This window comes from Mesorhizobium sp. RSR565B (assembly GCF_054719465.1).
In genome coordinates this window covers 6061470-6086699 of record NZ_JBTTIE010000001.1, presented here as the reverse complement: position 1 = coordinate 6086699, position 25230 = coordinate 6061470, and the positions used below count along the sequence as shown (strand labels likewise).

The 25230-nt window shown below is 63.5% G+C and carries 31 protein-coding genes; 24 read left to right on the top strand and 7 right to left on the bottom strand.

Annotated elements, in window-relative coordinates; genetic code table 11:
• The first annotated feature begins 51 nt into the window (after positions 1-51).
• The 12 genes from ACYG9R_RS29420 (at position 52) to ACYG9R_RS29365 (ending at position 12139) form a co-directional block, all read left to right on the top strand.
• Positions 52-636, top strand: coding sequence for an invasion associated locus B family protein (locus ACYG9R_RS29420; RefSeq protein WP_023689508.1), 585 nt, complete (start codon positions 52-54; stop codon positions 634-636).
• A 138-nt stretch (positions 637-774) separates the two neighbouring features.
• Positions 775-1269 carry a transcriptional regulator NrdR gene (nrdR, locus tag ACYG9R_RS29415; protein WP_023669351.1) on the top strand — a complete coding sequence of 165 codons (495 nt, stop codon included), beginning with the start codon at positions 775-777 and terminating at the stop codon, positions 1267-1269.
• Positions 1270-1271: 2 nt separating this feature from the next.
• Positions 1272-2402 carry a bifunctional diaminohydroxyphosphoribosylaminopyrimidine deaminase/5-amino-6-(5-phosphoribosylamino)uracil reductase RibD gene (gene ribD / locus ACYG9R_RS29410; protein ID WP_023823268.1) on the top strand — a complete coding sequence of 377 codons (1131 nt, stop codon included), beginning with the start codon at positions 1272-1274 and terminating at the stop codon, positions 2400-2402.
• 1 nt (position 2403) lies between these two features.
• Positions 2404-3021: a riboflavin synthase gene (locus ACYG9R_RS29405; RefSeq protein WP_023823267.1), complete on the top strand. Its 618-nt coding sequence runs from the start codon at positions 2404-2406 to the stop codon at positions 3019-3021.
• Positions 3022-3263: 242 nt separating this feature from the next.
• A complete protein-coding gene (ribH, locus tag ACYG9R_RS29400) occupies positions 3264-3758 on the top strand; it encodes a 6,7-dimethyl-8-ribityllumazine synthase (protein ID WP_023693260.1) in 495 nt (164 codons plus the stop codon).
• Positions 3755-4255, top strand: coding sequence for a transcription antitermination factor NusB (nusB, locus tag ACYG9R_RS29395; protein ID WP_023682390.1), 501 nt, complete (start codon positions 3755-3757; stop codon positions 4253-4255). The genes ribH and nusB overlap by 4 nt, the downstream gene beginning before the upstream one ends.
• Positions 4252-5469, top strand: coding sequence for an MFS transporter (locus ACYG9R_RS29390; RefSeq protein ID WP_023689506.1), 1218 nt, complete (start codon positions 4252-4254; stop codon positions 5467-5469). The genes nusB and ACYG9R_RS29390 overlap by 4 nt, the downstream gene beginning before the upstream one ends.
• 177 nt (positions 5470-5646) lie before the next feature.
• Positions 5647-6558, top strand: coding sequence for a glycine betaine ABC transporter substrate-binding protein OsmF (osmF, locus tag ACYG9R_RS29385; RefSeq protein ID WP_023689505.1), 912 nt, complete (start codon positions 5647-5649; stop codon positions 6556-6558).
• A gap of 316 nt (positions 6559-6874) precedes the next feature.
• Positions 6875-8038 (top strand): ABC transporter permease, encoded by a 1164-nt coding sequence (locus ACYG9R_RS29380; protein WP_023743616.1) that lies wholly within the window; start codon positions 6875-6877, stop codon positions 8036-8038.
• Entirely contained in the window at positions 8035-8973 is a 939-nt protein-coding gene (locus tag ACYG9R_RS29375; protein WP_023697448.1) for an ABC transporter ATP-binding protein, read from the top strand. The genes ACYG9R_RS29380 and ACYG9R_RS29375 overlap by 4 nt, the downstream gene beginning before the upstream one ends.
• Positions 8970-9737 carry an ABC transporter permease gene (locus tag ACYG9R_RS29370; protein ID WP_023693265.1) on the top strand — a complete coding sequence of 256 codons (768 nt, stop codon included), beginning with the start codon at positions 8970-8972 and terminating at the stop codon, positions 9735-9737. The genes ACYG9R_RS29375 and ACYG9R_RS29370 overlap by 4 nt, the downstream gene beginning before the upstream one ends.
• Positions 9738-9997: 260 nt before the next feature.
• Positions 9998-12139 (top strand): sodium-translocating pyrophosphatase, encoded by a 2142-nt coding sequence (locus tag ACYG9R_RS29365; protein WP_023689501.1) that lies wholly within the window; start codon positions 9998-10000, stop codon positions 12137-12139.
• A gap of 77 nt (positions 12140-12216) precedes the next feature.
• Here ACYG9R_RS29365 and ACYG9R_RS29360 read toward each other — a convergent pair whose 3' ends face one another.
• Complete coding sequence (locus ACYG9R_RS29360) at positions 12217-13215, bottom strand: glycosyltransferase family 2 protein (RefSeq protein ID WP_023697447.1); 999 nt, start codon at positions 13213-13215, stop codon at positions 12217-12219.
• 1 nt (position 13216) lies between these two features.
• Positions 13217-13762 carry a dTDP-4-dehydrorhamnose 3,5-epimerase family protein gene (locus ACYG9R_RS29355; RefSeq protein WP_245260011.1) on the bottom strand — a complete coding sequence of 182 codons (546 nt, stop codon included), beginning with the start codon at positions 13760-13762 and terminating at the stop codon, positions 13217-13219.
• A 301-nt stretch (positions 13763-14063) separates the two neighbouring features.
• Here ACYG9R_RS29355 and ACYG9R_RS29350 point away from each other — a divergent pair, with 301 nt between their 5' ends.
• Together ACYG9R_RS29350 and ACYG9R_RS29345 are read left to right on the top strand one after the other, a co-directional pair.
• Positions 14064-14525: an anthrone oxygenase family protein gene (locus ACYG9R_RS29350; RefSeq protein ID WP_023669364.1), complete on the top strand. Its 462-nt coding sequence runs from the start codon at positions 14064-14066 to the stop codon at positions 14523-14525.
• Between the two features lie 75 nt (positions 14526-14600).
• Positions 14601-15158 (top strand): hypothetical protein, encoded by a 558-nt coding sequence (locus tag ACYG9R_RS29345; protein ID WP_023705063.1) that lies wholly within the window; start codon positions 14601-14603, stop codon positions 15156-15158.
• 58 nt (positions 15159-15216) lie between these two features.
• On the opposite strand, the gene ACYG9R_RS29340 is transcribed toward ACYG9R_RS29345, so the two are convergent.
• A complete protein-coding gene (locus ACYG9R_RS29340) occupies positions 15217-16131 on the bottom strand; it encodes a LysR substrate-binding domain-containing protein (RefSeq protein ID WP_023727524.1) in 915 nt (304 codons plus the stop codon).
• A 209-nt stretch (positions 16132-16340) separates the two neighbouring features.
• Here ACYG9R_RS29340 and ACYG9R_RS29335 point away from each other — a divergent pair, with 209 nt between their 5' ends.
• Complete coding sequence (locus ACYG9R_RS29335; protein WP_198024431.1) at positions 16341-17381, top strand: helix-turn-helix domain-containing protein; 1041 nt, start codon at positions 16341-16343, stop codon at positions 17379-17381.
• A gap of 100 nt (positions 17382-17481) precedes the next feature.
• Here the strand turns inward: ACYG9R_RS29335 and ACYG9R_RS29330 are convergent, their stop codons facing one another.
• A complete protein-coding gene (locus ACYG9R_RS29330; RefSeq protein ID WP_023669368.1) occupies positions 17482-17994 on the bottom strand; it encodes an outer membrane protein assembly factor BamE in 513 nt (170 codons plus the stop codon).
• Between the two features lie 115 nt (positions 17995-18109).
• On the opposite strand from ACYG9R_RS29330, the gene ACYG9R_RS29325 reads away from it, so the two are divergent.
• From ACYG9R_RS29325 to ACYG9R_RS29295, 7 genes are all read left to right on the top strand, one after another.
• On the top strand, positions 18110-18652 hold the full coding sequence (locus ACYG9R_RS29325) for a ubiquinol-cytochrome C chaperone family protein (protein WP_023669369.1): 543 nt from the start codon (positions 18110-18112) through the stop codon (positions 18650-18652).
• A 15-nt stretch (positions 18653-18667) separates the two neighbouring features.
• Positions 18668-19216, top strand: coding sequence for a YceD family protein (locus ACYG9R_RS29320; protein ID WP_023727526.1), 549 nt, complete (start codon positions 18668-18670; stop codon positions 19214-19216).
• 147 nt (positions 19217-19363) lie between these two features.
• A complete protein-coding gene (gene plsX / locus ACYG9R_RS29315) occupies positions 19364-20434 on the top strand; it encodes a phosphate acyltransferase PlsX (RefSeq protein WP_023700539.1) in 1071 nt (356 codons plus the stop codon).
• Between the two features lie 9 nt (positions 20435-20443).
• A complete protein-coding gene (locus ACYG9R_RS29310; protein ID WP_023823265.1) occupies positions 20444-21415 on the top strand; it encodes a beta-ketoacyl-ACP synthase III in 972 nt (323 codons plus the stop codon).
• A 104-nt stretch (positions 21416-21519) separates the two neighbouring features.
• Positions 21520-21843 (top strand): integration host factor subunit alpha, encoded by a 324-nt coding sequence (locus ACYG9R_RS29305; protein WP_006201891.1) that lies wholly within the window; start codon positions 21520-21522, stop codon positions 21841-21843.
• A gap of 134 nt (positions 21844-21977) precedes the next feature.
• Positions 21978-22520, top strand: coding sequence for a MerR family transcriptional regulator (locus ACYG9R_RS29300; RefSeq protein ID WP_023669374.1), 543 nt, complete (start codon positions 21978-21980; stop codon positions 22518-22520).
• An 85-nt stretch (positions 22521-22605) separates the two neighbouring features.
• Positions 22606-22908, top strand: coding sequence for a hypothetical protein (locus ACYG9R_RS29295; protein WP_023669375.1), 303 nt, complete (start codon positions 22606-22608; stop codon positions 22906-22908).
• A gap of 73 nt (positions 22909-22981) precedes the next feature.
• Here the strand turns inward: ACYG9R_RS29295 and ACYG9R_RS29290 are convergent, their stop codons facing one another.
• Positions 22982-23251 (bottom strand): hypothetical protein, encoded by a 270-nt coding sequence (locus tag ACYG9R_RS29290; protein WP_023823264.1) that lies wholly within the window; start codon positions 23249-23251, stop codon positions 22982-22984.
• On the opposite strand from ACYG9R_RS29290, the gene ACYG9R_RS29285 reads away from it, so the two are divergent.
• A complete protein-coding gene (locus tag ACYG9R_RS29285) occupies positions 23252-23476 on the top strand; it encodes a hypothetical protein (RefSeq protein WP_155922431.1) in 225 nt (74 codons plus the stop codon).
• Positions 23477-23664: 188 nt separating this feature from the next.
• Positions 23665-23868, top strand: coding sequence for a hypothetical protein (locus ACYG9R_RS29280; RefSeq protein ID WP_023669377.1), 204 nt, complete (start codon positions 23665-23667; stop codon positions 23866-23868).
• Between the two features lie 234 nt (positions 23869-24102).
• On the opposite strand, the gene ACYG9R_RS29275 is transcribed toward ACYG9R_RS29280, so the two are convergent.
• Positions 24103-24309 carry a hypothetical protein gene (locus tag ACYG9R_RS29275; RefSeq protein ID WP_081726793.1) on the bottom strand — a complete coding sequence of 69 codons (207 nt, stop codon included), beginning with the start codon at positions 24307-24309 and terminating at the stop codon, positions 24103-24105.
• 161 nt (positions 24310-24470) lie between these two features.
• Positions 24471-25085, bottom strand: a complete 615-nt coding sequence (locus ACYG9R_RS29270) for a hypothetical protein (protein ID WP_023823261.1) — start codon at positions 25083-25085, stop codon at positions 24471-24473.
• Positions 25086-25230: the final 145 nt, after the last annotated feature.

The following is a 25230-nucleotide window of genomic DNA, read 5'->3' as shown; positions in this document are numbered from 1 at the left end:
CGCTCTGCGCCGCTTGCTGTCCGGGCGGCGCGGCCTGTTGGAGATCTGACGATGCGCATGTTCCGTCCTGCCGTTCTGGCCTTCATCGGCTCGCTTGCCGCTTTCACCGCGTCAGGCGCGATCGCCCAGGAGCAGACGCAGCCGGGCACGGATATCCCGGCCACCAACACCTTTGGCAGGTGGACCACCATCATCGATGCGCTCGACACCGGCCAGGATTCGCACAAGACCTGTGCGGCCTCGACAGCCTTTGTCGACGGCAACGGCAATGCCGGCACGCTGACGCTTTCGATCTCGACTGGCGACGCCCTGCCGCCCGATGCCTATCCGGCGATCATGTTCACCATCGCCAACAAGGAGCTGCCGACCGGCAAGAAGATCGCCGCGACCTTTGGCGACCCCGGCGTCAAGGTTTCCGCGACCGTCTATTCCAATGATGCCGGCCGCCCGAGCTGGACCGTCGACAACCAGGCCAAGACCAGTCTCGCTTTGTTGCGGGCCATGCGCCAGGTCATCTCGCTCGATGTGACGTTCGGCAAGCAGGCTGTCGCCAGCATCCCGATGGATGGCTTCACCAAGGCCTACCGCAACCTCGGAACGTCCTGCGGCTTCCCGACCAAGGACGTCGCCCCCTGACATATCTGGCGCGGCTGGCAATTTTCCTCCCGCCTCGCTATCTCTGAGGGCGCGAGCGGCCGTTGCCGAACCTTTGCCGTCCCGGCAAAAACCTCTAAGCCTATCGTTCCGCCAGAATCGCCAACCCGAAGGCTCTCCATGCGCTGTCCCTATTGCCAGTCCGAAGATACGCAGGTGAAGGATTCGCGCCCCGCCGAGGATGGCGCGGCGATCCGCCGGCGGCGCGTCTGTCCCGATTGCGGTGGCCGTTTCACCACCTTCGAGCGCGTCCAGTTGCGGGACCTCGTGGTGGTCAAGAAGTCCGGCAGAAAGGTGCCGTTCGACCGCGACAAGCTCTTGCGTTCGGTGGAGATCGCGGTGCGCAAGCGCAATGTCGATCCCGAGCGCATCGACCGCGCCGTCACCGGCATCGTGCGCCAGCTCGAAAGCTCCGGCGAGACGGAAATCGCCTCGGGCGAGGTCGGCCGGCTCGTGATGGAAGCGCTGAAGTCGCTCGACGACGTCGCCTATGTCCGCTTCGCCTCTGTCTATCGCAATTTCCGCGAGGCCAAGGATTTCCACGATGTGCTGGGTGAGCTCAAAGGTGACGAACTCAAAGGCGACGAGCTGAAGAGCGAAGAGGACGCCGGCTGAGCATGGCAAGCCAAACGTCAGGGAAGGCCGATCAGCAGGCCCTCGATCGCCGCTTCATGGCCGCGGCGCTGCGGCTGTCGCGGAAAAATGCCGGCCGCACCTCCACCAACCCTTCCGTCGGCACCATAATCGTTCGCGACGATGGCGCCGGCCCGATGATCGTCGGCACCGGCGTCACCGCTGTTGGCGGCCGGCCGCATGCCGAGACCGAAGCGCTGGCTGAAGCCGGCGAGTTGGCGCGCGGTGCCACCGCCTATGTCACGCTGGAGCCCTGCGCCCACCATGGCCGCACGCCGCCTTGCGCCAACGCGCTGGTTAATGCCGGAGTGGCGCGGGTGGTAGGCGCTGCCAGCGATCCCGATCCGCGCGTCTCCGGCAAAGGCTACGCCATCCTGCGCGCCGCCGGCATCGAAGTGGTCGAAAAGGTGCTGGTCGAGGAAGCCGCCGGGCAGATGGCCGGCTATTTGATTCGATCCCTGAAAAAGCGCCCGGAAGTGACTCTGAAGCTTGCGCTTTCCAGCGACGGCAAGATCGGCAGGCATGGCGCCGGCCAGGTTGCGATCACCGGCGATATCGCCCGCCGCGAAGTCTATCTGATGCGCGCCGAAGCCGATGGCATACTGGTCGGCATCGGCACGGCGCTGGAGGATGATCCCGCGCTCACCGTCCGGCTGCCGGGGCTGGAGAACCGCTCGCCGGCGCGCATCGTGCTCGACCGCCAGATCAGGCTGCCCGAAGCCTCGAAGCTGGTCTCCGGCATCGACCGGGTGCCGCTCTATATCGCCGCGAGCCTGGAGGCCGACCCGCTGCGGCGGTCGGTGCTGGAGCGTGCCGGTGTGCGCTTCATCGGCACCGAAACCCATGAAGGCGGCATTGCCTTGCCGGAGCTGCTCGAGGATCTCGGCGCGCTCGGCATGGCCAGCGTTCTGGTCGAAGGCGGCGCCAAGGTAGCCAGCGCCTTCCTCGCCGAAGGACTGGTCGACCGCATCGTGCTGTTCCAGGGACCGGAAGCGATCGGCGAGGGCGGCATTGCGTCGCCCATCGACGCCAACCATATCCCGGCAGGCTTCCGCAAGTTGCGCGAGATACGCTTCGGGGAAGACAGCTATGCCGAATGGGTGAGAGATATCTGAAATGTTCACTGGAATTGTCACCGATATCGGCACCGTCGCGGCCGTCAAGCCGCTGAGCGAAGGCGTCGGCCTGCGCATCGACACCGCCTATGACCCCGCGACGATCGCCATCGGTGCCTCGATCTCCTGCGGCGGCGTCTGCCTGACGGTGACGGCGCTGCCAGATGGCGGGTCCAACGCACGCTGGTTCGAGGTCGAAGCCTGGGAAGAGGCCCTCAGGCTGACCACGGCGTCGGGCTGGAAATCAGGCACCAAGGTCAATCTCGAGCGGGCACTGAAGATCGGCGACGAACTTGGCGGCCACATCGTCTCCGGCCATGTCGATGGCATGGCCGAAATCGTCGAGCGGAAGGATGAAGGCGATGCCGTTCGCTTCACGCTGGAGGCGCCGCGCGAACTGGCAAAATTCATTGCCCCAAAAGGCTCCGTCGCACTCGACGGCACCTCGCTCACCGTCAACAAGGTCGAAGGCGCCCGTTTCGATGTGCTGTTGATCCACCATTCGCTGACCGTGACCACTTGGGGCGAGCGCAAGGTCGGCGACAAGGTCAACCTCGAGATCGACACCATGGCCCGCTACGCCGCGCGCCTAGTCGAGGCGGCGAAAGAGGGGCTTTGATGGCCGCAAGACTCACAATCGAACAGAAAAAGCGGCTTACGCGCGAAGCAATGGCCGATGTAGACGCGGGTCGTGTAGTGGATCACGAAGCTGTTCTCGTCTGGGCTGAAAGCCTCTGCAGCGAGTGCCCGCTACCGACGCCCAGCCCAAAGACGCGCTAGGCCAGGCTTCGCCTCCAGCAATCTTCCGCTTGCGATCAAACCGGCTTCGGCCTAAGTCACCGGCTACCCCCGGAGACATTTATGGCTGGCACATCCCAACACGGCAAAGCGTTCATTCGCCCGAAGAAGAAGGCCCACCTTCTGATCATCGAGGCGCGCTTTCATGACGATCTTGCCGACGCACTGCTCGACGGCGCGACGAGCGCGCTCGACGAAGCCGGCGCGACCTATGACGTCGTCACCGTTCCCGGTTCGCTGGAAATTCCAGCCGTGATCACTTTTGCGCTCGACGGCATGGGCGAGGGCGGCAAGGACTATGATGGTTTTGTCGCGCTCGGCACCATCATCCGCGGCGACACTTATCATTTCGACATCGTCGCCAATGAATCGAGCCGCGCGCTGATGGATCTCTCGGTGCAGGAAGCGATTGCGATCGGCAACGGCATCCTGACCACCGAGAACGACGCGCAGGCCTGGACGCGCGCCAAGCGCTCGGAGGGCGACAAGGGCGGCTTTGCCGCGCGCGCGGCGCTGACCATGATCGCGCTCAAGGAGAAGCTGGGAGCGCAATCGTGAGCGAACCCGCTTCGCCCGGCCAGCCCGCGATACGCCACGCCAACAAGCGTGGCGCCGCCCGTCTGGCCGCCGTGCAGGCGCTTTACCAGATGGACGTGGCCGGCAGCGGCGTCTTCGAGATCACCGCCGAATACGAGGCGTTCCGGCTCGGCAAGGAAGTCGACGGCGCGCTTTATCGGGAGGCCGACGCGCAGTGGTTCCGCGCCATCCTGGCCGGCGTCGTCGAGAACCAGACGACCATCGATCCGATCATACGCCAGGCGCTGACGGAAGACTGGCCGCTGTCCAGACTCGATTCGACGTTGCGCGCCATCCTGCGCGCTGGCGTCTACGAACTGATGAAGCGCGACGACGTGCCGGTGGCCGTCATCGTTTCGGAATATGTCGACATCGCCAAGGCCTTCTACGAGGAAGACGAGCCGAAGCTGACCAACGCCGTGCTCGACCGTGTGTCGCGCCGGGTGCGGGGCGAGGGGCGCGGCAAGGACGCATTGTGACCGGCACCGTCGCCGGCGCAGCACGGGACGCGCGCCGCACGGCGATCATCCTGGCGACGTCGCAGGCGATTATCGGTTCGGCCGCGCCGATTGCCATTTCCATGGGCGGGCTGGCCGGGCAATATCTGCTTGGCCCCGATAAGTCGCTGGCAACGGCGCCAATCACCGGCTTCAACATCGGCGTGGCGCTCGGCGCGTTGCCGGCCGCGGCCATCATCCGTTGGCTCGGCCAGCGCGGCGGTTTCATGACCGGCACCATCGTCACCGCGCTTGGCGGCGTCATCTCCACGTTGGCTCTGTTCCACGCCAGCTTCTGGCTGTTCGCTTTCGCGCTGCTGGTGATCGGCGTCGGCGGCGCCTTCGTCCAGCAGTTCCGCTTCGCCGCCGCCGATAATGCTCCGCCCGAATTCAAGGCGCGCGCCATTTCCTTCGTGCTGGCCGGCGGCGTCATCACCGCGATTCTCGGGCCGCAGATCGTCATCTTCACCCGCGAATTGCTGGCGCCGGTGATGTTTGCCGGCTCGTTCGTGGCCATTCCGGTTCTGGCGGCGGCCGGCGCCATCATCCTGTCATTCCTGCGCATCCCGGCCAAGGCTCCCGGCCACGCGGAAGTCGCGTCAAGCGACGCCCGGCCGCTGTCCGAGATCGTCACCCGGCCGCGTTTCGTCGCGGCACTGTTTTGCGCCGTCGGCAGCTATGCGCTGATGAGTTTCGTCATGACCGGCGCGCCGCTGGCCATGGTCGGCTGCGGCCTGTCGACGGACGACGCCACGCTCGGCATTTCCTGGCATGTGATGGCGATGTTTGCGCCGAGCTTCTTCACCGGATCGCTGATCCATCGCTTCGGCGCCGAACGCATCGTCGCAACCGGCCTGGTCCTGCTCATCGGCTGCGCCGCGGTGGCATTGTCCGGCCTGCATTTGTGGCAGTTCTGGACGGCGCTGATCCTGCTTGGCCTCGGCTGGAATTTCGCCTTCATCGGCGCCACCTCCATGGTCGCCGACAGCTACCATCCGTCCGAAAAGAGCAAGGTGCAGGGCTTCCACGACTTCGTCCTGTTCGGCTCCGTCGCCTTCGCCTCGCTAATGTCGGGCGCCATCTACAATGCCTGGGGCTGGGAGATGCTGAACTGGCTGGTTTTCCCGGTCGTCGCCCTGTGTTTCGTCGCCCTTGGCGCGCTCAAACTGACCGGATCGCGCAAAGCCCGCGCCTGATCCGGTTCTATCTTTGGCTTGGCACGACCTGTCAGCATGGCGCCGACCGAATCGCGGCGACCGCATAAAATTATTGCTTCTGTACCCATTGTTATGAAACCGTGTGCCCCGACGGGGCGTTGAAGCCATGCTCATATGCGGCCACCGCATTTCGGTCCAAAGCAAGGGGTTTTCACAATGTTTTCAGTCAAGATTCTGGCCGGCGCGGCGTTGGCGCTCGGCATCACGGCCGCCTCCGCCAATGCCCAGGTGGTCGTCTCCTCGAAGATCGACACCGAGGGCGGCGTGCTCGGCAACATCATCCAGCTTGTGCTCAACGCCAACAACATCAAGACCACCGACCGCATCCAGCTCGGCGGCACGCCGGTGGTACGCAAGGCGATCACCGCCGGCGAGATCGACATCTATCCCGAGTACACCGGCAATGCCGCTTTCTTCTTCGAGAAGGCCGACGATCCGGTCTGGAAGGATGCCGCCAAGGCCTATGAGACCGCCAAGAAGCTCGACTATGACGCCAACAAGATCGTCTGGCTGTCGCCGTCACCGGCCAACAACACCTGGGCGATCGCGCTGCGCAAGGAGGTTGCCGAGACCAACAAGCTGGCGACCCTGACCGACTTCGGCAAATACGTCGCCGGCGGCGGCACGGTGGTTTTGGCGGCGTCGGCTGAGTTCGTCAATTCGGCGGCAGCCCTGCCGGCGTTCCAGACCACTTACGGCTTCACGCTGAAGCCGGAGCAGTTGATCACGCTTTCGGGCGGCGACACCGCCGCGACAATCGGTGCTGCCGCCAACCAGACCAACGGCGCCAACGCCGCCATGGTCTACGGCACCGACGGCGGCATCGCGCCGTCCGGCCTGGTCGTGCTCGCCGACGACAAGGGCGTGCAGCCGGTCTACCAGCCGGCGCCGATCATCCGCGAAGCGGTGCTGAAAGAGCATCCGGAGATCGAGACGCTGTTGAAGCCGGTGTTCGCCAAGCTCGACCTCGTCACGCTGCAGGAACTCAACGGCCGCGTCCAGGTCGGCGGCGAGCCGGTCAAGGGTGTCGCCGAGGACTTTTTGAAGAAGAACGGGTTTTTGAAGTAGTCAGCGCATATTTGATCGTGACGCTGGTGCGAGACACCCCTCTCTGGAAGCTGCTGATCTCCCCCCTTGCGGGGGAGATGTCCGGCAGGACAGAGGGGGGTGCTGTCCCACCGACCTCACAACCGGTAGCAGGTGCGTGCCTCGACAGGGTTGCTTCCGAACAGGCCGACGCTCGAAAGCTGACGATCCTTCACACCCCCCTCTGGCCTGCCGGCCATCTCCCCCGCAAGGGGGGAGATCGGACTTCGCGTCGGCTTGCGCCGATCACCAGCGTAGTCTGCGCAACGTGGAAAATCGCTCCTCATGAGGGGCATCCATGACCCTGCGTTTCGACAAGCTCGGCATGGTTATCGCGGCGATCGTTGCCTATGCGGCGTTTCTGGCTCCGTTCGCCACCTTCCGCGCCAATCGTATCGTTCCCGGTCAGGCGCGCTCGATCCTGGAGGCGCTGCCGGCCACAGTCGGGCCGCTACTGCTGGCGATCGTCGTCGTGGCCGCAATTGTTGCCTTGCTGAAAACCCCGCTTGTCCTGCGCCTGGCCGCAAGCGTCGTGGCGCTCGCCGCCCTTGCCATCCTGATCGGTGTCGCCGGCACCTTCCTGATGCCGGCCGGCAACACCTTCGCCCGCATCTCGCCGGCTTCCGGGTTCTGGCTGTTGATCTTTGCCTTCACATTGTTGCTCGCCGACGTGCTGACCAGGCTCAACCTGTCGCCAGCGGCCCGCGTCGGCGTGCTCGTCGTCGCGGCGCTGGCCATCGGCTTGTTGCTGATATCGGGGCAGTGGGATAGCCTGTCGATCCTCAAGGAATATGCAAACCGCGCCGATAGTTTCTGGGCCGAAGGCTCCAAGCACATCACACTGGCGCTGGGGTCGCTGGCGGCGGCGGTGATCGTCGGCCTGCCGCTCGGCATTCTATGCCATCGCGTCGAACGGTTGCGCGCCGGTGTGCTCAACGTGCTCAACATCGTCCAGACCATACCCTCGATCGCGCTGTTCGGCCTGCTGATCGCGCCGCTCGGCTGGGTCGCCACCCATGTTCCGGGTGCCGCAGCGCTCGGTATCAGAGGCATCGGCACCGCGCCCGCCTTCGTTGCCTTGTTCCTCTATTCGCTGCTGCCGGTGGTGGCCAACACCGTGGTCGGGCTTGCCGGCGTACCCCGCGCGGCCAATGATGCAGCGCGCGGCATGGGCATGACCGATGGCCAGCGCCTGTTCGGCGTCGAGTTTCCGTTGGCCTTTCCGGTGATCCTCACCGGCATCCGCATCGTGCTGGTGCAGAACATCGGCCTGGCCACCATCGCAGCACTCATCGGCGGCGGCGGCTTCGGTGTGTTTGTGTTTCAGGGCGTTGGCCAGACGGCGATGGACCTGGTGCTGCTGGGCGCCGTGCCGACGGTGGCGCTGGCTTTTGCCGCGGCCATCATCCTCGACGCAGTAATCGAGATGACCGCCACCAGGCGCAGGGTTGAAACGGCATGATCGAGATCGAAGGCATTACCAAGCGCTATGACGCGACGACCGTGGTCAACGACGTGTCCATGGTCGTCGAGCCGCGCACGGTTTGCGTCATTGTCGGTACCTCCGGTTCCGGCAAGACGACGCTGCTGCGAATGATCAACCGGCTGGTCGAGCCGACCGCCGGCGTCATCAAGCTCGACGGCAACGACAACCGCTCGCTGCCCGGCTACGAACTGCGCCGCAGCATCGGCTACGCCATCCAGGGCCACGGCCTGTTCCCGCACCGCACCGTTGCGCAGAACATCGCCACCGTGCCGGTCCTGCTGGGCTGGGACAAGGACCGCATCAAGGCCCGCGTCGATGAGTTGATGACACTCTACCAGCTCGACCCCGAGGCTTATGGCCCGCGCTACCCGCACGAACTGTCCGGCGGGCAACAGCAGCGTGTCGGCGTCGCCCGCGCGCTCGCCGCCGAGCCCAATGTGCTTCTCATGGACGAGCCGTTCGGCGCACTCGACCCGATCATCCGCACCAAGGCGCAGGAGGACCTGCTGGCAATCCAGAAGCGCTTCGGTACCACCATCATCCTCGTCACCCACGACATGGAGGAGGCGGTCCACATGGGCGACAAGATCGCCGTCATGGATGCCGGAAAGCTGGTGCAATACGCCAAGCCGGAAGAGATCCTGGCGCGGCCGGCGAACGCCTTCGTCGAAACCCTGGTCGGCGCCAGCGAAAAGCCGTTCCGGCTCTTGTCGCTCGGCCGCGTGCGCGAGGCCGTGGAAAAGGGGTCTGCCGAAGGCGAGGCGATCCCAGGCGACGCCAGCCAGCGCGACGCGCTGGCCGAGCTTCTGTGGTCGGGCCGGCCCGCGCTGCCGGTCAAGGGCGAAGACGGCAAGCCGCTCGGCCGCGTCACCGTCGACGGGCTGGTGAAGCGCGCGGCGAGGCCGGCATGAAAGGGGCCGGTCTAAAAGCCTGGCTGCCTTCGCTGCTCAGGCTTGCACTGGTGGTGCTTCTCATAGCCTTCGTCACCAATCCCGGCTGGTTCGAGCCGCTGTTGAAGCCGCTGACCGAAAACAATGCGCCGGCGATCTACAATCAGGGCAGCCTGCTGACGCTGACCCTGCTGCATCTCAGGACCGTGCTGATCGCTACCGTCGCCGCAACCATCGTTGCCGTGGCGCTTGCCATCCTGGTGACCAGGCCGGCGGGCGCCGAATTCCTGCCGCTGTCGCGCAGCTTGGTGAACATCGGCCAGACCTTTCCGCCGGTGGCGGTGCTGGCGCTGGCGGTGCCCGCCGTCGGTTTCGGCGAGAAGCCGACGCTGATTGCGCTGTTTCTCTACGGCCTGCTGCCGATCTTCGAGAACGCGCTGACCGGCCTCACGACACTGCCCGGCAACATCATGGAGGCCGCGCGCGGCGCCGGCATGACGGGCTGGCAAAGGCTGATCAAGGTCGAATTGCCGCTGAGCGCGCCGATCATTCTGGGCGGCATAAGGCTGTCGGTGGTGATCAGCCTGGCCACGGCGACGATCGGTTCGACGGTTGCCGCCAAGACGCTGGGCGAGGTGATCATCGCCGGCCTGCTGTCCAACAATCTCGCCTTCGTCCTGCAAGGCGGCCTGATCGTCGCGGCGCTGGCGGTGCTGATCTATGACGGACTGTCCGCCATCGAGCGCTATACGGCGCGCAAGATGGGGCAGGAGACTGGCGACTGACCTTCGCTGGACTGCGGGCAAAGCATTGACTGACGCAGCGTCATTTCAACCGATCTAATAGCAAGGCATCGGCCACGGGAATGTTCTGGCCTAAACCTTTTGGCTGAAAGCGGGGCAAAAACCGAACAATATCTTGACGTTCCGAGCCCTGTTTCGCATACACCGCTGCGAAGGACGGATTCCGCCTAGGCTTATCCGCTCCCCGCACCAACGGCCCAGGGAGGGGTTCTTTTGGGCCATCAATCGAGGAAAATTCGGCAATGACCATCATTTCTGCCGTCATCGCCTGCGGCTTGCTTTCAATCCTTTACGCCATCTGGGCGACACGATCGGTTCTTGCAGCCGATCAGGGCAACGCACGCATGCAGGAAATCTCCGCCGCCATCCGCGAAGGCGCGCAAGCCTATCTGGCGCGCCAGTACACCACCATCGCCATCGTCGGCGTGGTCGTGCTTGTGCTCGCCTGGTGGCTGCTCTCGATCACCGCCGCGGTCGGCTTCCTGATCGGCGCCGTGCTCTCTGGCGCCGCCGGTTTCATCGGCATGCACGTCTCGGTGCGCGCCAATGTGCGCACCGCGCAGGCGGCGTCCAACAGCCTCGCCGCCGGTCTCGACATCGCCTTCAAGTCGGGCGCCATCACCGGTATGCTGGTGGCTGGCCTCGCGCTGCTCGGCGTGTCGATTTACTACTATATTCTGACCGGCCCGATGGGCCTGCAGCCCAATGACCGCATCGTCATCGATGCGCTGGTTTCGCTCGGCTTCGGCGCTTCGCTGATCTCGATCTTCGCCCGTCTGGGCGGCGGCATCTTCACCAAGGGCGCCGACGTCGGCGGCGATCTCGTAGGCAAGGTCGAAGCCGGTATTCCCGAAGACGATCCGCGCAACCCGGCCACCATCGCCGACAATGTCGGCGATAATGTCGGCGACTGCGCCGGCATGGCCGCCGACCTCTTCGAGACCTATGCGGTGACCGTCGTTGCCACCATGGTTCTGGCCGCCATCTTCTTCGGCGGAACCGCCGCTCTGGGTGCGGCGATGCTCTATCCGCTCGCGATCTGCGGTGCCTGCATCCTGACCTCGATCGTCGGCACCTTCTTCGTCAAGCTCGGTTCCAACGGCTCGATCATGGGCGCCCTCTACAAAGGCCTGATCGTCACCGGCCTGCTGTCGATCGTCGGTCTCGGCGTCGCTACCTCGGCAACCGTCGGCTGGGGCGAGGTCGGCACCGTCGCCGGCATGACCATCATCGGCAAGAACCTGTTCATCTGCGGCCTGATCGGTCTCGTTGTGACCGGTCTTATCGTGGTGATCACCGAATATTATACCGGCACCAACAAGCGCCCGGTGAACTCCATCGCCCAGGCCTCGGTGACCGGTCACGGCACCAACGTCATCCAGGGACTTGCGGTGTCGCTCGAATCGACCGCACTGCCGGCAATCGTCATCGTCGGCGGCATCATCTCGACCTACCAGCTCGCCGGCCTGTTCGGGACGGCGATCGCGGTCACCACCATGCTCGGCCTGGCCGGCATGATCGTCGCCCTCGACGCCTTCGGCCCGGTCACCGACAATGCCGGCGGCATTGCCGAAATGGCCGGCCTGCCCAAGGAAGTGCGCCACTCCACCGACGCGCTCGACGCGGTCGGCAACACCACCAAGGCGGTGACCAAGGGCTATGCCATCGGTTCGGCCGGCCTCGGCGCGCTGGTGCTGTTTGCGGCCTATTCGAACGATTTGAAGTTCTTTGCCGCCAATGGCGACAAATATCCGTACTTCCAGGGCATGGGCGATGTCTCCTTCGACCTCTCCAATCCCTACGTCGTCGCCGGCCTGATCTTCGGCGGTCTGATCCCGTATCTGTTCGGCGGCATCGCCATGACGGCCGTCGGCCGTGCGGCCGGCGCCATCGTCGAGGAAGTGCGCAAGCAGTTCCGCGAGGATCCGGGCATCATGGCCGGCACCTCCAAGCCAAACTATGCCCGCGCCGTCGACCTTCTGACCAAGGCGGCGATCCGCGAAATGATCATCCCCTCGCTGCTGCCGGTGCTGGCGCCGCTCGTCGTCTATTTCGGCGTGCAGCTGATCTCGGGCTCCAAGGCGTCCGCCTTTGCGGCGCTCGGCGCCTCGTTGCTCGGCGTCATCGTCAACGGCCTGTTCGTCGCCATCTCGATGACTTCGGGCGGCGGCGCCTGGGACAATGCCAAGAAGTCGTTCGAGGACGGTTTTGTCGACAAGGACGGCGTCAAGCACCTCAAGGGGTCCGAAGCGCACAAGGCTTCGGTCACCGGCGACACGGTTGGCGATCCCTACAAGGACACCGCCGGCCCGGCGGTCAACCCGGCAATCAAGATCACCAACATCGTGGCGCTTCTGCTGCTGGCCGTGCTCGCGCACGGCTAAGGCAACGCCACTGCTTCAGGAACAAACCCGCGGGAGCGATCCCGCGGGTTTTTGTTTGAGATTTACGCTGGTGGCAGTCAACCCTCATCCGGCTCGGTCCCCACATCGCCGCGCTTGCTGTAGCGATCCAGCAATTCTCTCACGCCAGGTTCGCGCTCAGGCATCGGCGCCAGGCCACGCAGGCGCCGCAGCTTGGCAAGGAAGGCGCCTCGCTTATACTTGCGGCGGAAGGCGCGGGCGCGGGGATGGATGCCAAGAGCCGCCATCAGCCTGCGCCTGAGATAACTCGATGCCGCCAGGCGAATGGGTTCGCCCGCGCAGCCAAGGATTTTCACGCGCAAGGCGTCCGGCGTCTGCATGGCATCCAGAAGATCCTTCTGTTCCTGCGCATTGTCGCCGAGATAGGAACCCTTGCGTATGCCGGAATGCAACTTGATCACCGTGAGGTGCGGCATCGTCGCGATCACCGCGCCCTTTCGCCATGCCCGAAACAGCCAGTCCTGCGAGCTTTCGCAAAAGCACTGGCTGGCGGGTCGCCAAGGTCCGAGCAGGCTGAACGAAGCGCGGCGAAACATGTGTGCCGAGCCAAATCCTTCCGTCGTGACGGGGTCGTAATAACCATCCTTGCCGATCCCGAAGATCGAATTGACAGGATTGCCGGCCGCCGACGGCGGCTGGATGACGGCACCGCGCGCCAGCACCACGTCGGCGCCCGAGGCGTCGATCCAGCCGGTCATCGCCGCCAAATGGTCGGGAAACCACAGATCGTCGTGGTTGAGCAAGGCGACGAAGCGGCCACGCGCCCTGGCAAAGCCGATATTGTTGGGACCGGACTGTTCGCCGAAATTGACAGGAAGATCGATGTAGACGATGCGGGCATCGTCAAATTCAGCGACAACGGCCGCCGTATCCGGCCTGCAATCGTCGCCGATGACCAAGGCTTCCCAGCCTTGCAACGTCTGGCGCATGACGCTGGTCAATGCCTGCCGCAGTGCTGCCGGCCGGTTGTGCGTCGCGATCACGATCGAGACCAGCGGTTCGCCGCCGGCCTGATCGCGCTGCGCCGATGCTTCCACGCTACACCAGTCTGTAGGGAATGTGGTCGGTGTCTGGCGGCAGGCGCCAATGGTCGGGCTGATTGTAGGCATAGGCCTTGTCGACGAGGTTGAGCAGCACCGCCGTCTCCGCTCCGAGCGAAACAACACCGTGCCATATTCCGGGTGGAATGATGACGACCGCCGGGCGCAACGGGCCGATAATCTTGTGCCAGACGGCGCCGAAGGTCGGCGAGGCCTTGCGTCCGTCAAACAGCGAAATGCGGACGCTGCCAACGCAGCAGAATAGCCGGTCGGTGGTCACCGCATGGGCATGCCAGCCTGTCACCGCGCCGGGATACAAGGTGCGTTGGAAGACCTGGCCGACCGGTTCGGAATCGAGCTCCCACTCCTTGCGAAAAATCTCGGTCAGATAGCCGGTGGAGGTTGCGACCGGCCTTATCTCCTTGACCCTCACGCCATCGATCGCCACCGGCTCGATGGGCATCCAGTCAGGCGTGACCACCTGGCCGTCAGCCGTTCCGGTCGCCATCCAGTCTGTCGGTTTTGTCCGGGTTTTTTCCGGCACGGATGCTCCTCCCAATTCAGCGTGATGCGCCATTGGCCAGCACGGTCTGATACGAATTTGACCGGTCGCTGGCAAGTACGCGTCAAGGTTTGCTGATAGGTTTCGATCTCACGGCACTTGATGTTTCCGACGCAATCGGAGGGCCGCATTGCCCAAAACATCGTTCCATCCTACCCAAGCCCGGACCGTTCGCCTGCTTTAATACCCCGGTCATTGGCCAGGACATTGCGATCGACGCGGTGTCGGGCTCGCCTCTGCGGCGATTTTGGCCAGGGAAACGACATTCGGGCAGGGAAAAGACATGGACATTTTCTTGATGGCGGCTTCGCTTGCGCTGGCTGGAATTATTGCCGGCATCTACGTCTCGGGTGTAATCCACGATTTTCGCATCGATGATCTTACCGCCGGCCAGTACATGGCCATGCATCAGATGCGCGACCGGACGTTTACCCGGGTGATGCCGTTCGTCAGGCTGACGACGCTGGTGCTGATCGCGGCGATGGCGATGTTTGCGGTCGATGCCGGCCTGCCGCGCATCCTGACCATCGTCGCCGCGGCGCTGGTGGTGATCGACATTGGCTTCACCGTCAGCCGTCAGGTGCCGCTCAACAAACAGGTGCAGAGCTGGACGCCGGTGACCATCCCCGATGATTGGGCGCAGACGCGCGACAGCTGGGCGGCCAACCACAATCTGCGCCTTGTGCTTGGACTGGCCGAATACGCCTGCCTGTTTGCCGCGGTCATCCTGACGCTCAGCCGGTGATTCAGTTTTCGCGGAACGCCGCGGCATGGGTCGGCACTTCTGCCGGCCGCCGCCGTTGAAAACAGGAGTATTGCCATGCTGCACCACGCTTCATTCAACGCCCGCGATCCGCAGGCCGTCGCCAGCGTCCTTGCCGAAATGCTTGTCGCCACCGCGGTTCGTGCGCCGTCGCCGCCATTTCCTGAGGGAGCATGGTTCGTCTGCCTCGGCGACGATTTCGGCTCGCTGATCGAAATCCTGCCGTGCGGCACGGTTCTGGACCAGCAAGCGCCGCTCGGCATCGGCTTCGACCCGAACATGCGCCTGCGCTCCGGCTCGCATGTGCTGCTCAGCACGCCCAATTCGACCGAAACCATCCAGGGCATTGCCGCCCGCATGGGCTGGCATAGCGAGCTGATCGATGCGCGCCTGTTCAAGGTGCTCAAGGTCTGGGTCGAGGACGAAACCCTCGTCGAATTCCTGACGCCCGAGATCGCACCGCTGTACCGCGCGACATTCGGCTGGGGCGGCATGGCGACACTCGACGCCAAGCTGCGCGAGCTGGAGAGCCAGATGGCGGCAGCGCTTGCCGCCAAGGCCGCGAACCAGTCGGGCCGCAAGGATGACCAACCGGCCGGTGCAATGAGTCCGTGAGCACCGGGGGGCGCCTTCTGCTGACCTCCCGAGGAGAGTTCCCAAACGGCCGCCGAGGTCAACCGGCGCCGGCGCTGTCGCCGGCTTCCGCCTTCAGCCAGTTGATGAATGATCTGGCAGGCTCCCAGGCGGAGATGGACGGGTGGACGACGACGTAGTGGTTCCAGTTCGTCGGTATGTCCGTTGTCAGGAGGCGGACGAGCCTGCCTGTGCGCAAATCGCTCTCGACCAGCGACTTCCTCGCGATGGCGACGCCCAGACCGCTCGCCGCCGCTTCGACCGCCAGCAAGGTGCCGTTCAGATTCATGCCGTCGCCAACCGTATCCAGCGGCAGATTGTTTCTCTCGAACCAGTGGCGCCAATTGGCGCCGCTCTCGTCATTTTCGGCCGTCGTGTCGAGGATGCGAAACAGTCGCAGCACATCGTGCTGGTCTCTGACCGGGCCGTTGGCGGCGAGATAGTCGGGACTGACGACAGGAAAGATCGCATCTGCCATCAGCCATTCGGTCTTGACGGCCGGATAGTGTCCGCCGCCGAAGCGCAATGCGATGTCGACTGTTCGCTGCGAAAGGTCGACGACTGCAAGATCCGCATTGATGTCGATCTCTGTTTCGGGATGCTTTTTGCGAAACCTGTGCAGGCGCGGGGCCAGCCAGCGTACGGCATGCGAAGGAATGGCGGTGACCCTCAGCCTCGTGCGCTCGTTGCGCGCGACACTCGCGATCGTGCTCTGGATTTCCAGCAATGCGCGTCGCACGCCTGCGGACAATCTTTCGCCTTCAAGCGTGAGTTCGACGCGGCGGACATGGCGGGTGAACAGAAGCACGCCGAGATCGGCTTCGAGATCGGCGATGCGGTGGCTGAGCGCGCTTGGCGTAACATTCAGCTCATCGCCGGCGCGCTTGAAGCTGCCCAGCCGGGCAATGACCTCGAAAGCCCGAATGGATTCCAGTTGTGGAAGCCGTCTTGTCATTTGCCGTTACCCTATCCTGCCCATGGGTTCCTTAGCATGAATGAACTAAGCTCATCCATAGCTTCGTAAATAGTCTTTTGTCCAAGTGCGCAAATCATTGTAGCCATCCACTGCCCCCCGATTGCCGCCGTCGGAATGAGAGGCCGTTCATGGAACGAGCCTCGACTACGAACGACAGTGAAATGAAGACAATCGCTTGGGAGTACCCCATGACTATTCGACCCCCCGAGTTTGCGCATGCGCGCTTTTCGACCGCCATGTGGCCCCGAGCCGAATGGAGAAACGTCTATTGCGACCTGTTGCGCCGGATGGTGACCGACATGGATTTTAACGTCACGGAGGAAAAGCTCTCCGTCGACGCGACCATCCTGCGGCTGCCGGGCGTCGGCATTGCCGATTCGAGGACCACCGCCTTCCGCACCATCCGTTCCAGCGCCATGGCCAAGGGGACCGATGACTACATTTTCTTCATGTGTCTGGAGGGCGCTGCCACCTTCTCGCATCTCGGCCGCGAGGCCAGCATCGAGGCCGGCCAGGCAATCCTTCTGTCCTCCTCTGATCCGCATGTGATCGAGCGGGCGATGTCGCATCATCTCTTCATCACCATCCCCAAGGCAGCGCTCGGGCCCGTGGCTGCGAATGCGGATGCCGCCCTGATGACGCCGATGTCATGCGTGGGCGAAAAGTTCTTGCTGCTGACCAGCTATGTCCGTCTGCTGATGCAGGAGCCGAACCTGGCCGCGTCCGAATTGCGCTGGCTTGCCGCCAAGCACATACAGGACCTTGTCGCGGTCGTGGTCGGGGCAACGCAGGACGCCACTGAGGTCGCCGCAGGCCGCGGCATACGCGCCGCGCGGCTGCGCGCCATCAAAGCCGATATCGAAAGCAATCTGGCTTCCGGCGATGTCGGGTCCGACGCGCTGGCCGGGCGCCACCGCGTCAGCGCGCGCTATATCAGAAAGCTGTTCGAGGGTGAGGGTACCTCGCTGTCGCAGTTCGTGCTTGGCCGGCGGCTGGCGCTGGTTTGCAGCAAGCTATCCGACCTGCGCCTGGCACACCGCACCATCGGCGCCATCGCCTTCGACGCCGGCTTCGGCGATCTCTCGACCTTCAACCACGCCTTCCGCCGGCATTTCGGCATGACGCCTTCGGAAGCGCGGCAGAGTGCGGCTGTGCACCGCGCCTCGCTGGAGCCCGGCGGCCGAACAGGCCACGCGCGGCAAAGCGCGACGGGTGTTGCGGCCGCATGACCTCAAAACAAAAGCCCGCAGGATCGCTCCCGCGGGCTTTTGGTCGCCTGAGATGGTGTCGCTTCGGGGGAAGCAAAAATCTAAGGAAGGCGGTCGCTTCTTAGGCGCCGCCGCCAGGAATGGGGGGCGCCAGCTTGCTGGCGCCTTTGATGATCTGGCTGAGGAAGTTCTGGTCCTTGCCGCCGGTCGGCGTGGTGCGCGAGATGAAGTCGAAGATCTTGCCGTCCTTCAGACCGTAATTGGCAATCTGGGTGACGCGCCCGTCCTCGCCAAAATAGACCGCGAGCACTTTCTGGTCGACCAGGCGCGGCTTGTCGAAAGCGACATAGCGCTTGCGCGTTTGCGAAATGTAATAGAACGCCTCATTGTCGAAGGTGGCTTTCGTCGATGGCGTGCCGAGCGCCAGAAGCACCTGTTCGCGGCTGGAGCCCACCGGCACCGAATCGACAGCCTGCTGGTCGATAACATAGCCCTGCGTCAGCGTCTCGCTAGGGTTAAGGTCGCCGAACATCTTGGACGAATTGCAGCCCGACAGCGCGGAAGCCACCAGCACCAGCGAAACCGCGGCGGTGGCCCCAGGCAGAAAAGTCGACTTGAATTTCAGCGCGCGCAACAACAACTCCATTAGCTGGCCGCAACTTGCGCTGGGCGGCAAAACCGGTAAACCAGCTTGCTTGCCGATGCAACAAGGCCCATTCAAACAATCGGTCCCCAGGAGACCACCCTCAATGTTCCAGCGCCTTTTTGGCCGCGAACGCAACGCCAACCGCGCTATCACCGAGGCGCTTTACGCACAAATCGTGGCGGCGGCGCGGCAGACCGTGTTTTATTCCCACTGGAATGTGCCGGATACGCCGCTCGGCCGTTTCGAGATGCTGTCGCTGCATATGTTCCTGTTTCAGCACCGGCTGCGCGGCGAAGAGGGCGTCGCGCATGAGGTCGCGCAGGTGCTGATCGACGAGTTCTTTCTCGATGTCGAGCATTCGCTGCGGGAACTGGGCGTTGGCGATGTCGGCGTGCCCAAGCGCATGAAGAGGCTGGCCAAAATGTTCTACGGCCGTACCGCCGCCTATGACGACGCGCTGGAACGCAGCGACCGCGACGCGCTTGCTGCCGCCCTGGCGCGCAATGTCAGACCCGATGCCGGCGCCTGGCCGCAAGCCTTGCCGCTGGCGTCCTATGTAATCGATGCCGCAAGGCAGCTTGAAGCACAGCCGTCCGAATCGATCGTTTCCGGTGCCGTGGCGTTTCCCGTCGCGAAAGCGGAGTGAGGAGGGGAGACCAAGATGAAACATGTGGACACGCCTAGCCCGGTCTCATTTGCGGCCAATGTCGGCCGCCTGCCGCACAAAGGTTTGCAGGTGGTGATCGACGCCGACGCCGCGCAGCGCGCAATGCTTGCGCGCGAGCACGAGCTGCTTTCGGTCGAAAACTACCGTGCTGAGCTTTTGGTGGCGCCGTGGAAGCGCAATGGCGTCAAGGTCAGCGGCCGCGTCGAGGCTGATATCACCCAGGCCTGCATCGTCACCCTTGAGCCGGTCGCGGCCCATATCGACGAAGAGGTCGAGGCGCTGTTCCTGCCCGAACAATCCAAACTCGGACGGCAAGGTTTCGAAGGCGGTGGCGAAATCCTGCTCGACGCCGAAGGGCCGGACAGCCCGGAAACTTTCTCCGGCGACACGATCGACGTCGGCGCGCTCGCCGAACAGTTCTTCGGGCTGGCGATCGATCCCTATCCGCGCAAGGCAGGCGCCTCGCTCGATGCCGCCGGCCCGAACGAGCCCATCGAGAATGAATTCCAGCAAAAGCTGCGATCCTTGCTTGGAAAATCCTAAAACACGAAGCGATCGGAGAAAAGCCGGTTGTGCGGCAGCCCAAAACCGCTATTTTCGCCGAACCTTCGCGAGCCCCCGAATTTCGCGAGTTTAGTATTTCTTTCGCGGGCCATGTGCCCTGGCCCAAGCTAGTGAGATAAAGACCGCGTGATCAGGATTTCCATCGATGCCATGGGTGGCGATCACGGGCCAAACGTGGTCATCCCGGCACTCATGACGGTCGCCGTCAGGCGTCCCGACATCCGCTTCGTCATATATGGGCGCGAGGAATTGGTGCGCCCCGAACTCGCCAAATTCCCCAAACTGGCCGAGGTCAGCGAGTTCCACCATTGCGAAGTCGCGGTCAGGATGGACGACAAGCCGAGCCAGGCGCTGCGCCACGGCCGCTGGAAGTCGTCGATGTGGAAGGCTGTCGAAGCAGTCAAGAGTGGCAGCGCGCAGGCCTGCATTTCGGCCGGCAATACCGGCGCGCTGATGGCGATGTCGAAATTCTGCCTGCGCACGATGGCGACCATCGACCGTCCGGCGATCGCGGCGATCTGGCCCACGATGCGCGGCGAGAGCGTGGTGCTGGATGTCGGCGCCACCATCGGCGCCGATGCGCACCAGCTGATCGACTTTGCCATTCTCGGCACCGGCATGGCGCGCTCGGTGTTCGGCATCGACCGGCCGAAAGTCGGCCTGCTCAATGTCGGCGTCGAGGAGATCAAGGGACAGGAAGAGGTCAAGGAAGCCGGGCGCATGCTGCGCGAGGCCAACATGGCCTCGATGAATTATCATGGCTTCGTCGAGGGTGACGACATCGGCAAGGGCACGGTCGACGTGGTCGTCACCGAAGGATTTGCCGGCAACATCGCGCTCAAGACGGCAGAAGGCACTGTGCGCCAGATCTCAGGCTATCTGCGCGCCGCGATGAACCGCACGCTGATGGCCAGGATCGGCTATGTCTTCGCCAAGGGCGCTTTTGACCGCCTGCGCGAAAAGCTCGATCCGGGCCGCTCCAATGGCGGCGTTTTCCTGGGTCTGAACGGCATCGTGGTAAAGAGCCATGGCGGCGCCGATTCGGACGGTTTCGCGGCAGCGATCGAGCTTGGCTACGATATGGTGCGCAACAATCTGATCGACCGCATCGAGGCCGATCTCGACCTGTTCCATGCGCGCAACCCGCATGCCCAGGCAAGCAGGAAATCCGACGCCACCGTCGACGAAAAGGAATAGGAAAGAGCTTTGATCAGATCAGTCGTGCGCGGCACCGGTGCTGCGCTGCCCCGCCGCATCATGAAGAATGCCGATTTCGAAGGCATGGTCGAGACCTCGGACGAGTGGATCGCCCAGCGCACCGGCATCCGCCAGCGCCATATCGCCGCCGATGACGAGACGACGGCATCCCTGGGCGAGGCGGCGGCGCGCGCAGCGCTCGACAATGCTGGTCTTGCGCCTGCCGACATCGACCTGATCGTGCTGGCGACCTCGACGCCCAACAACACCTTTCCGGCGACCGCCGTCGAGATCCAGAACCGGCTCGGCATGCATCACGGCTTTGCCTTCGACCTGCAGGCGGTGTGCTCGGGCTTCGTCTATGCGGTGACCACCGCCGACCTCTACATCAGAGGCGGCCTCGCCAAGCGCGTGCTGGTGATCGGCGCGGAGACCTTTTCCCGCATCCTCGACTGGAGCGACCGCTCGACCTGCGTCTTGTTCGGCGACGGCGCCGGCGCGCTGGTGCTGGAAGCGGATGAGGGCACCGGCGGCATTGCCGACCGTGGCGTGCTGGCGATGAGCCTGCGCTCCGACGGCGCCCACAAGGACAAGCTTTTCGTCGATGGCGGTCCCTCGACCACCGGCACGGTCGGCCATCTCAGGATGGAAGGTCGCGAAGTGTTCAAGCACGCCGTCGGCATGATCACCGACGTCATCGAGGCGACGTTTTCGCAGGCCGGCATAACCGCCGACGACCTCGACTGGTTCGTGCCGCATCAGGCCAATAAACGCATTATTGACGCTTCGGCCAAGAAGCTCGGGATTGCTGAGCAAAAGGTGGTGGTCACCGTCGATTTGCACGGTAACACCTCGGCTGCTTCCGTGCCGCTGGCGCTTTCGGTGGCCGTCGCCGACGGTCGCATCAAGAAGGGTGATCTCGTGCTCCTGGAAGCGATGGGCGGCGGCTTCACCTGGGGCGCGGTTCTCGTTCGCTGGTAAGTGCCGAACGGTCCGGTTTCGGTCCTTGACCTTGCCGGATCAATTACTTAGGCTCTGCCTTTACCTGTATCGATTTATGTTTTTTGAACTGATGGGACGGTCGCATGGGGGGAAAGACACTTACGCGCGCCGACCTTGCCGAAGCTGTTTACCGTAAGGTCGGCTTGTCACGCACTGAATCGGCAGAACTCGTCGAGGCGGTGCTGGACGAAATCTGCGAAGCCATCGTACGCGGCGAGACGGTGAAGCTGTCGTCCTTCGCCACCTTCCACGTCCGTTCCAAGAACGAACGCATCGGCCGCAATCCCAAGACCGGCGAGGAAGTGCCGATCCTGCCGCGCCGGGTGATGACCTTCAAGTCGTCGAACGTGCTGAAAAGCCGTATCCTGCGCTCGCACCAGAACAGCAAGGCCAAGGGCGGCAAATAGGTTCTGCCGCAGGCTTCGGTTGAAAACGCCGGGCCGTTTTGACGCCGGGCTTGAATATTGTTTCATAAACCGCTGAAATGATACCCGATTCGGCAGACTGGGCCGGATCGCCGTCCAGCGTGAGGATTTCGCCCATGGACAAGAGCCCCGACGCTTTCCGCACCATCAGCGAGGTCGCGGAGGATCTCGATCTGCCGCAGCACGTGCTGCGCTTCTGGGAAACCCGTTTCAACCAGATCAAGCCGATGAAGCGCGGCGGCGGCCGCCGCTACTACCGGCCGCAGGATGTCGAACTGATCAAGGGCATCCGCCACATGCTCTACGACCAGGGTTACACGATCAAGGGCGTGCAGAAACTGCTGCGCGAGAACGGCAACCATTTCCTGGTCGCCATCGGCAATGGCGACATGGCTGCCGTCGAAGCGATCTCGCAGCGCAGGCAGGCCGATCAGGTGCCGCTGACGCCAGCCGCCCAGCCGCGCGGCATGGATGACGAGATGCTGGTCGGCCAGCCCAAGGTAAAACCCAGCCGCCGCTTTTTCGGCCTGGGCAAGACCGAGGAGGAAGGTCCGGTCCAGCCTGGCGCATCGAAACTGTCGCGCGACAACCGGGCCTTGCTGCAGGAGGCGCTGTTTGACCTCCTGGAGTGCAAGCGCCTGCTCGACCAGGTGCGCTAACCTTTCCGCTGCCCTCGGGCAAGCAGACCGGAACCGGTTCTGCGGCCATGCGTTTGGCCTTCTCTCAAAAGAAGGAAAAACAATCATGGTATCGCTTTCGACCCTCTCCGATCTCGATCTCGAAAAGCAGGTCGCGACCCTTTCCAAAGAGCTCGCCGCGTTGCGCAAAGTCGTGGCCAAACGCGGCGGTGCTTACTACGAGGACGGGCGCGATGCCGCTTCGGACTATTATGGGCAGCTTGCCGACCTTGTCAGCGATGCGCTGCCGGCGATCAGGAAGCAGGGCAGGGCGATCGAAAAGACGGCGCGCGATCGTCCGGCAACAGCCGCTGCTGTTGGGTTGGTCGTGGTCGGCCTTCTCGCCAGCCTGTTGCTCAGCCGGCGCTAAAACAATTCACGAAAACAAAAAGAAAATGGCGGCCGTCCCGCGGACGACCGCCATTTCCCTGATCTGCGGCCGATTACTTGGCGAGCTTGATCTTGGCCTGCGGCGAAACCTGCGCGGTCTGGCTGCACTTGCCATAGACAGTGCCATTCTTGTCCGTGGCGTCGGTATAGGTGCCTTTGCACTCGATCGAGAGCACCAGGCAATGACCGGAGCCCTTGCAAACCGCGCCGCCGTCGCCCGTGGGATGCGTGCCGTTGGCGAAAGCCGAGGTCGGAACGGAAGCCGAACCGAAGGCCGAGACCATGAGGGCCGCGGCGAGCGTGAAGCGCTTGAAGTTGGTCATTTGAGCATTTCCTTCTCTGGATCGAGGATCGCCACCATGGCGTCCTTCTGTGTTGGGATCGCCTTCTCGGCGTCCATGCCGGTTAGTGCGGCCTCCAAAGCAAAGGTTCATGCGTGGTTCGAATTTTCTTCGCGTTTTTTCGCGACGTCGATTTTTAGCCTTCGCCAACGGACGGCGCTTGGCGGGGCCGGCATCGATTATGCATTTTCGCGTGAAGGCCGCTGACGTAGCGGCGCGGCATCCCATGCGAAGGTCACACCGTGGCGTGCCCAAATGGCCGGCCAAGACCGAGTCCGCGCCCGGCTCTTGTCAGGTGGCGGCAGCAGTCATTGCCGCCACTTGGCACCGCGCTTTCTGCCACTCCCGGCTGCGACTATAACGCCAGTCCAAAGGTACCGGCGGAGGAGACGGGCGTGGTCGCAAATTACATCGACGAGTTCATCATGTTCTGCGCTGGGCTGTGGATGACAGGCGTTGGTTTTGGGCTGCTCCAAAGTCCTTTTCAGGCCCAGAAAGGTCAGCAGCCATGGTGGCTGCAGGTCGCGAAGCATTTCAAATGGATGGGACCGCTTTTGATTTTGATCGCAATAGTGCTCGCGTTCGCGGCGCCGTCCTAGCGGGTTCCGGCAGCATTGAGGGACCCGTGGTGTCCTGCAGCTGGCAACCGCTGTGTTGTCGGCCTTGCGCCTGATACGTTCGTTGGGGTGCGCTGTGGTTGCTCGCGTTCTGGCGCATCGGCGCCATCGAATCCTGCCTTCAGCTTTTCCACGTGTCGCCTGGCAAAAACCAACGGGAAGGCGGCCTTGGCGAGGACTCCAGGGCCAGCCTTCCCGTTGGGCAAGTCGGCCGTGTCAGGCCTTCTTGGCCTCCACCTTCTTGTGGTGGTAGTGGTGGTGGTGGTGGTGATGGTGATGGCGGTGATGCTTGTTGTGATGATGATGATGGTGGTGATGCTTCTTGTGCAGCGATGCTGCGTCGGCGCTGCTGGCGCCGATGAGCGGCAGAGAGACAGCCAGGGCAAAAGCCAGCCCGAGAGCCGACAGGAGGGACTTCTTCATGACTTCGTTTCCTTTTCTGCGCGGGCTGAATTTGGCCGTCACCGAGCAAGATCGGTGCCGGTGAACCCCGCAGTCATGACTATCGCCTCCGAACTTTTCGACAGTTTTTCCGGACTGTAGAATTTTGTTTCTGGATTGTGTCTGGCGGCTTCGTCGGCAACTTACATCGGCGGAATGACGCCGTTGGTGCCGACAACGACCCGGCCCGCGGTCAGCTTGCCGTCGCTGCCGCGCTCGGCGTTGACGAACACCACAGCGCCAGGCTTGAGGTCGGCGGGCGTCGCCGGCGCGAAGGTCACCACCGGCGTCGTCTGCGGGATCGCGATCTGCTTTTTCTGGCCATTGTCGTAGGTCAGCGTCACCGTGCGACCTGCAATCTCGGTGACATCGGCGACCGTGCCGTTGGTCATCCGGCTGTTGGGCTCGAGATCCCACGGGCGGTCGCCTTCGCCGGCGCCCTTCAGCGCGGCCGGGAAGATCACCACCTCAAGCGCGCCGCTGCCGCCATCGGCCTTCGAAACAGAGGCAATGCCGAGGAAATCGCCTTGCTTGATATCCCCGGCATCCGCCTTGGCGACGCCGGAAATCTTCCACCCTTCAGCCAGCGCGATGGCGTCGGTAGCGCCTTCGCGGGTCTTCACCGTCAGCGTCGCTCCGGCAAAGGCGGTCACCGTGCCGCGAATGCGCACGGCCTCGGCGGCCTGCGCCGCGACCATGCTCGCGCCGACGAGGCCTGAAATCGTGGCGAGCACGATGGCTGATGTCTTGAATGTCATGGATCTGATCCTCTTGGGAAAAGCTGGCCCGATGCGACTGCCAGCAACATCAGGCTAACGCGCGAGCGGCGCAAAACCGCTGAACACTTCGGCGTGCGGCCCTTCAAAAGAACTTGATTGGGAGATCGGGGCGGAGATCCTATAT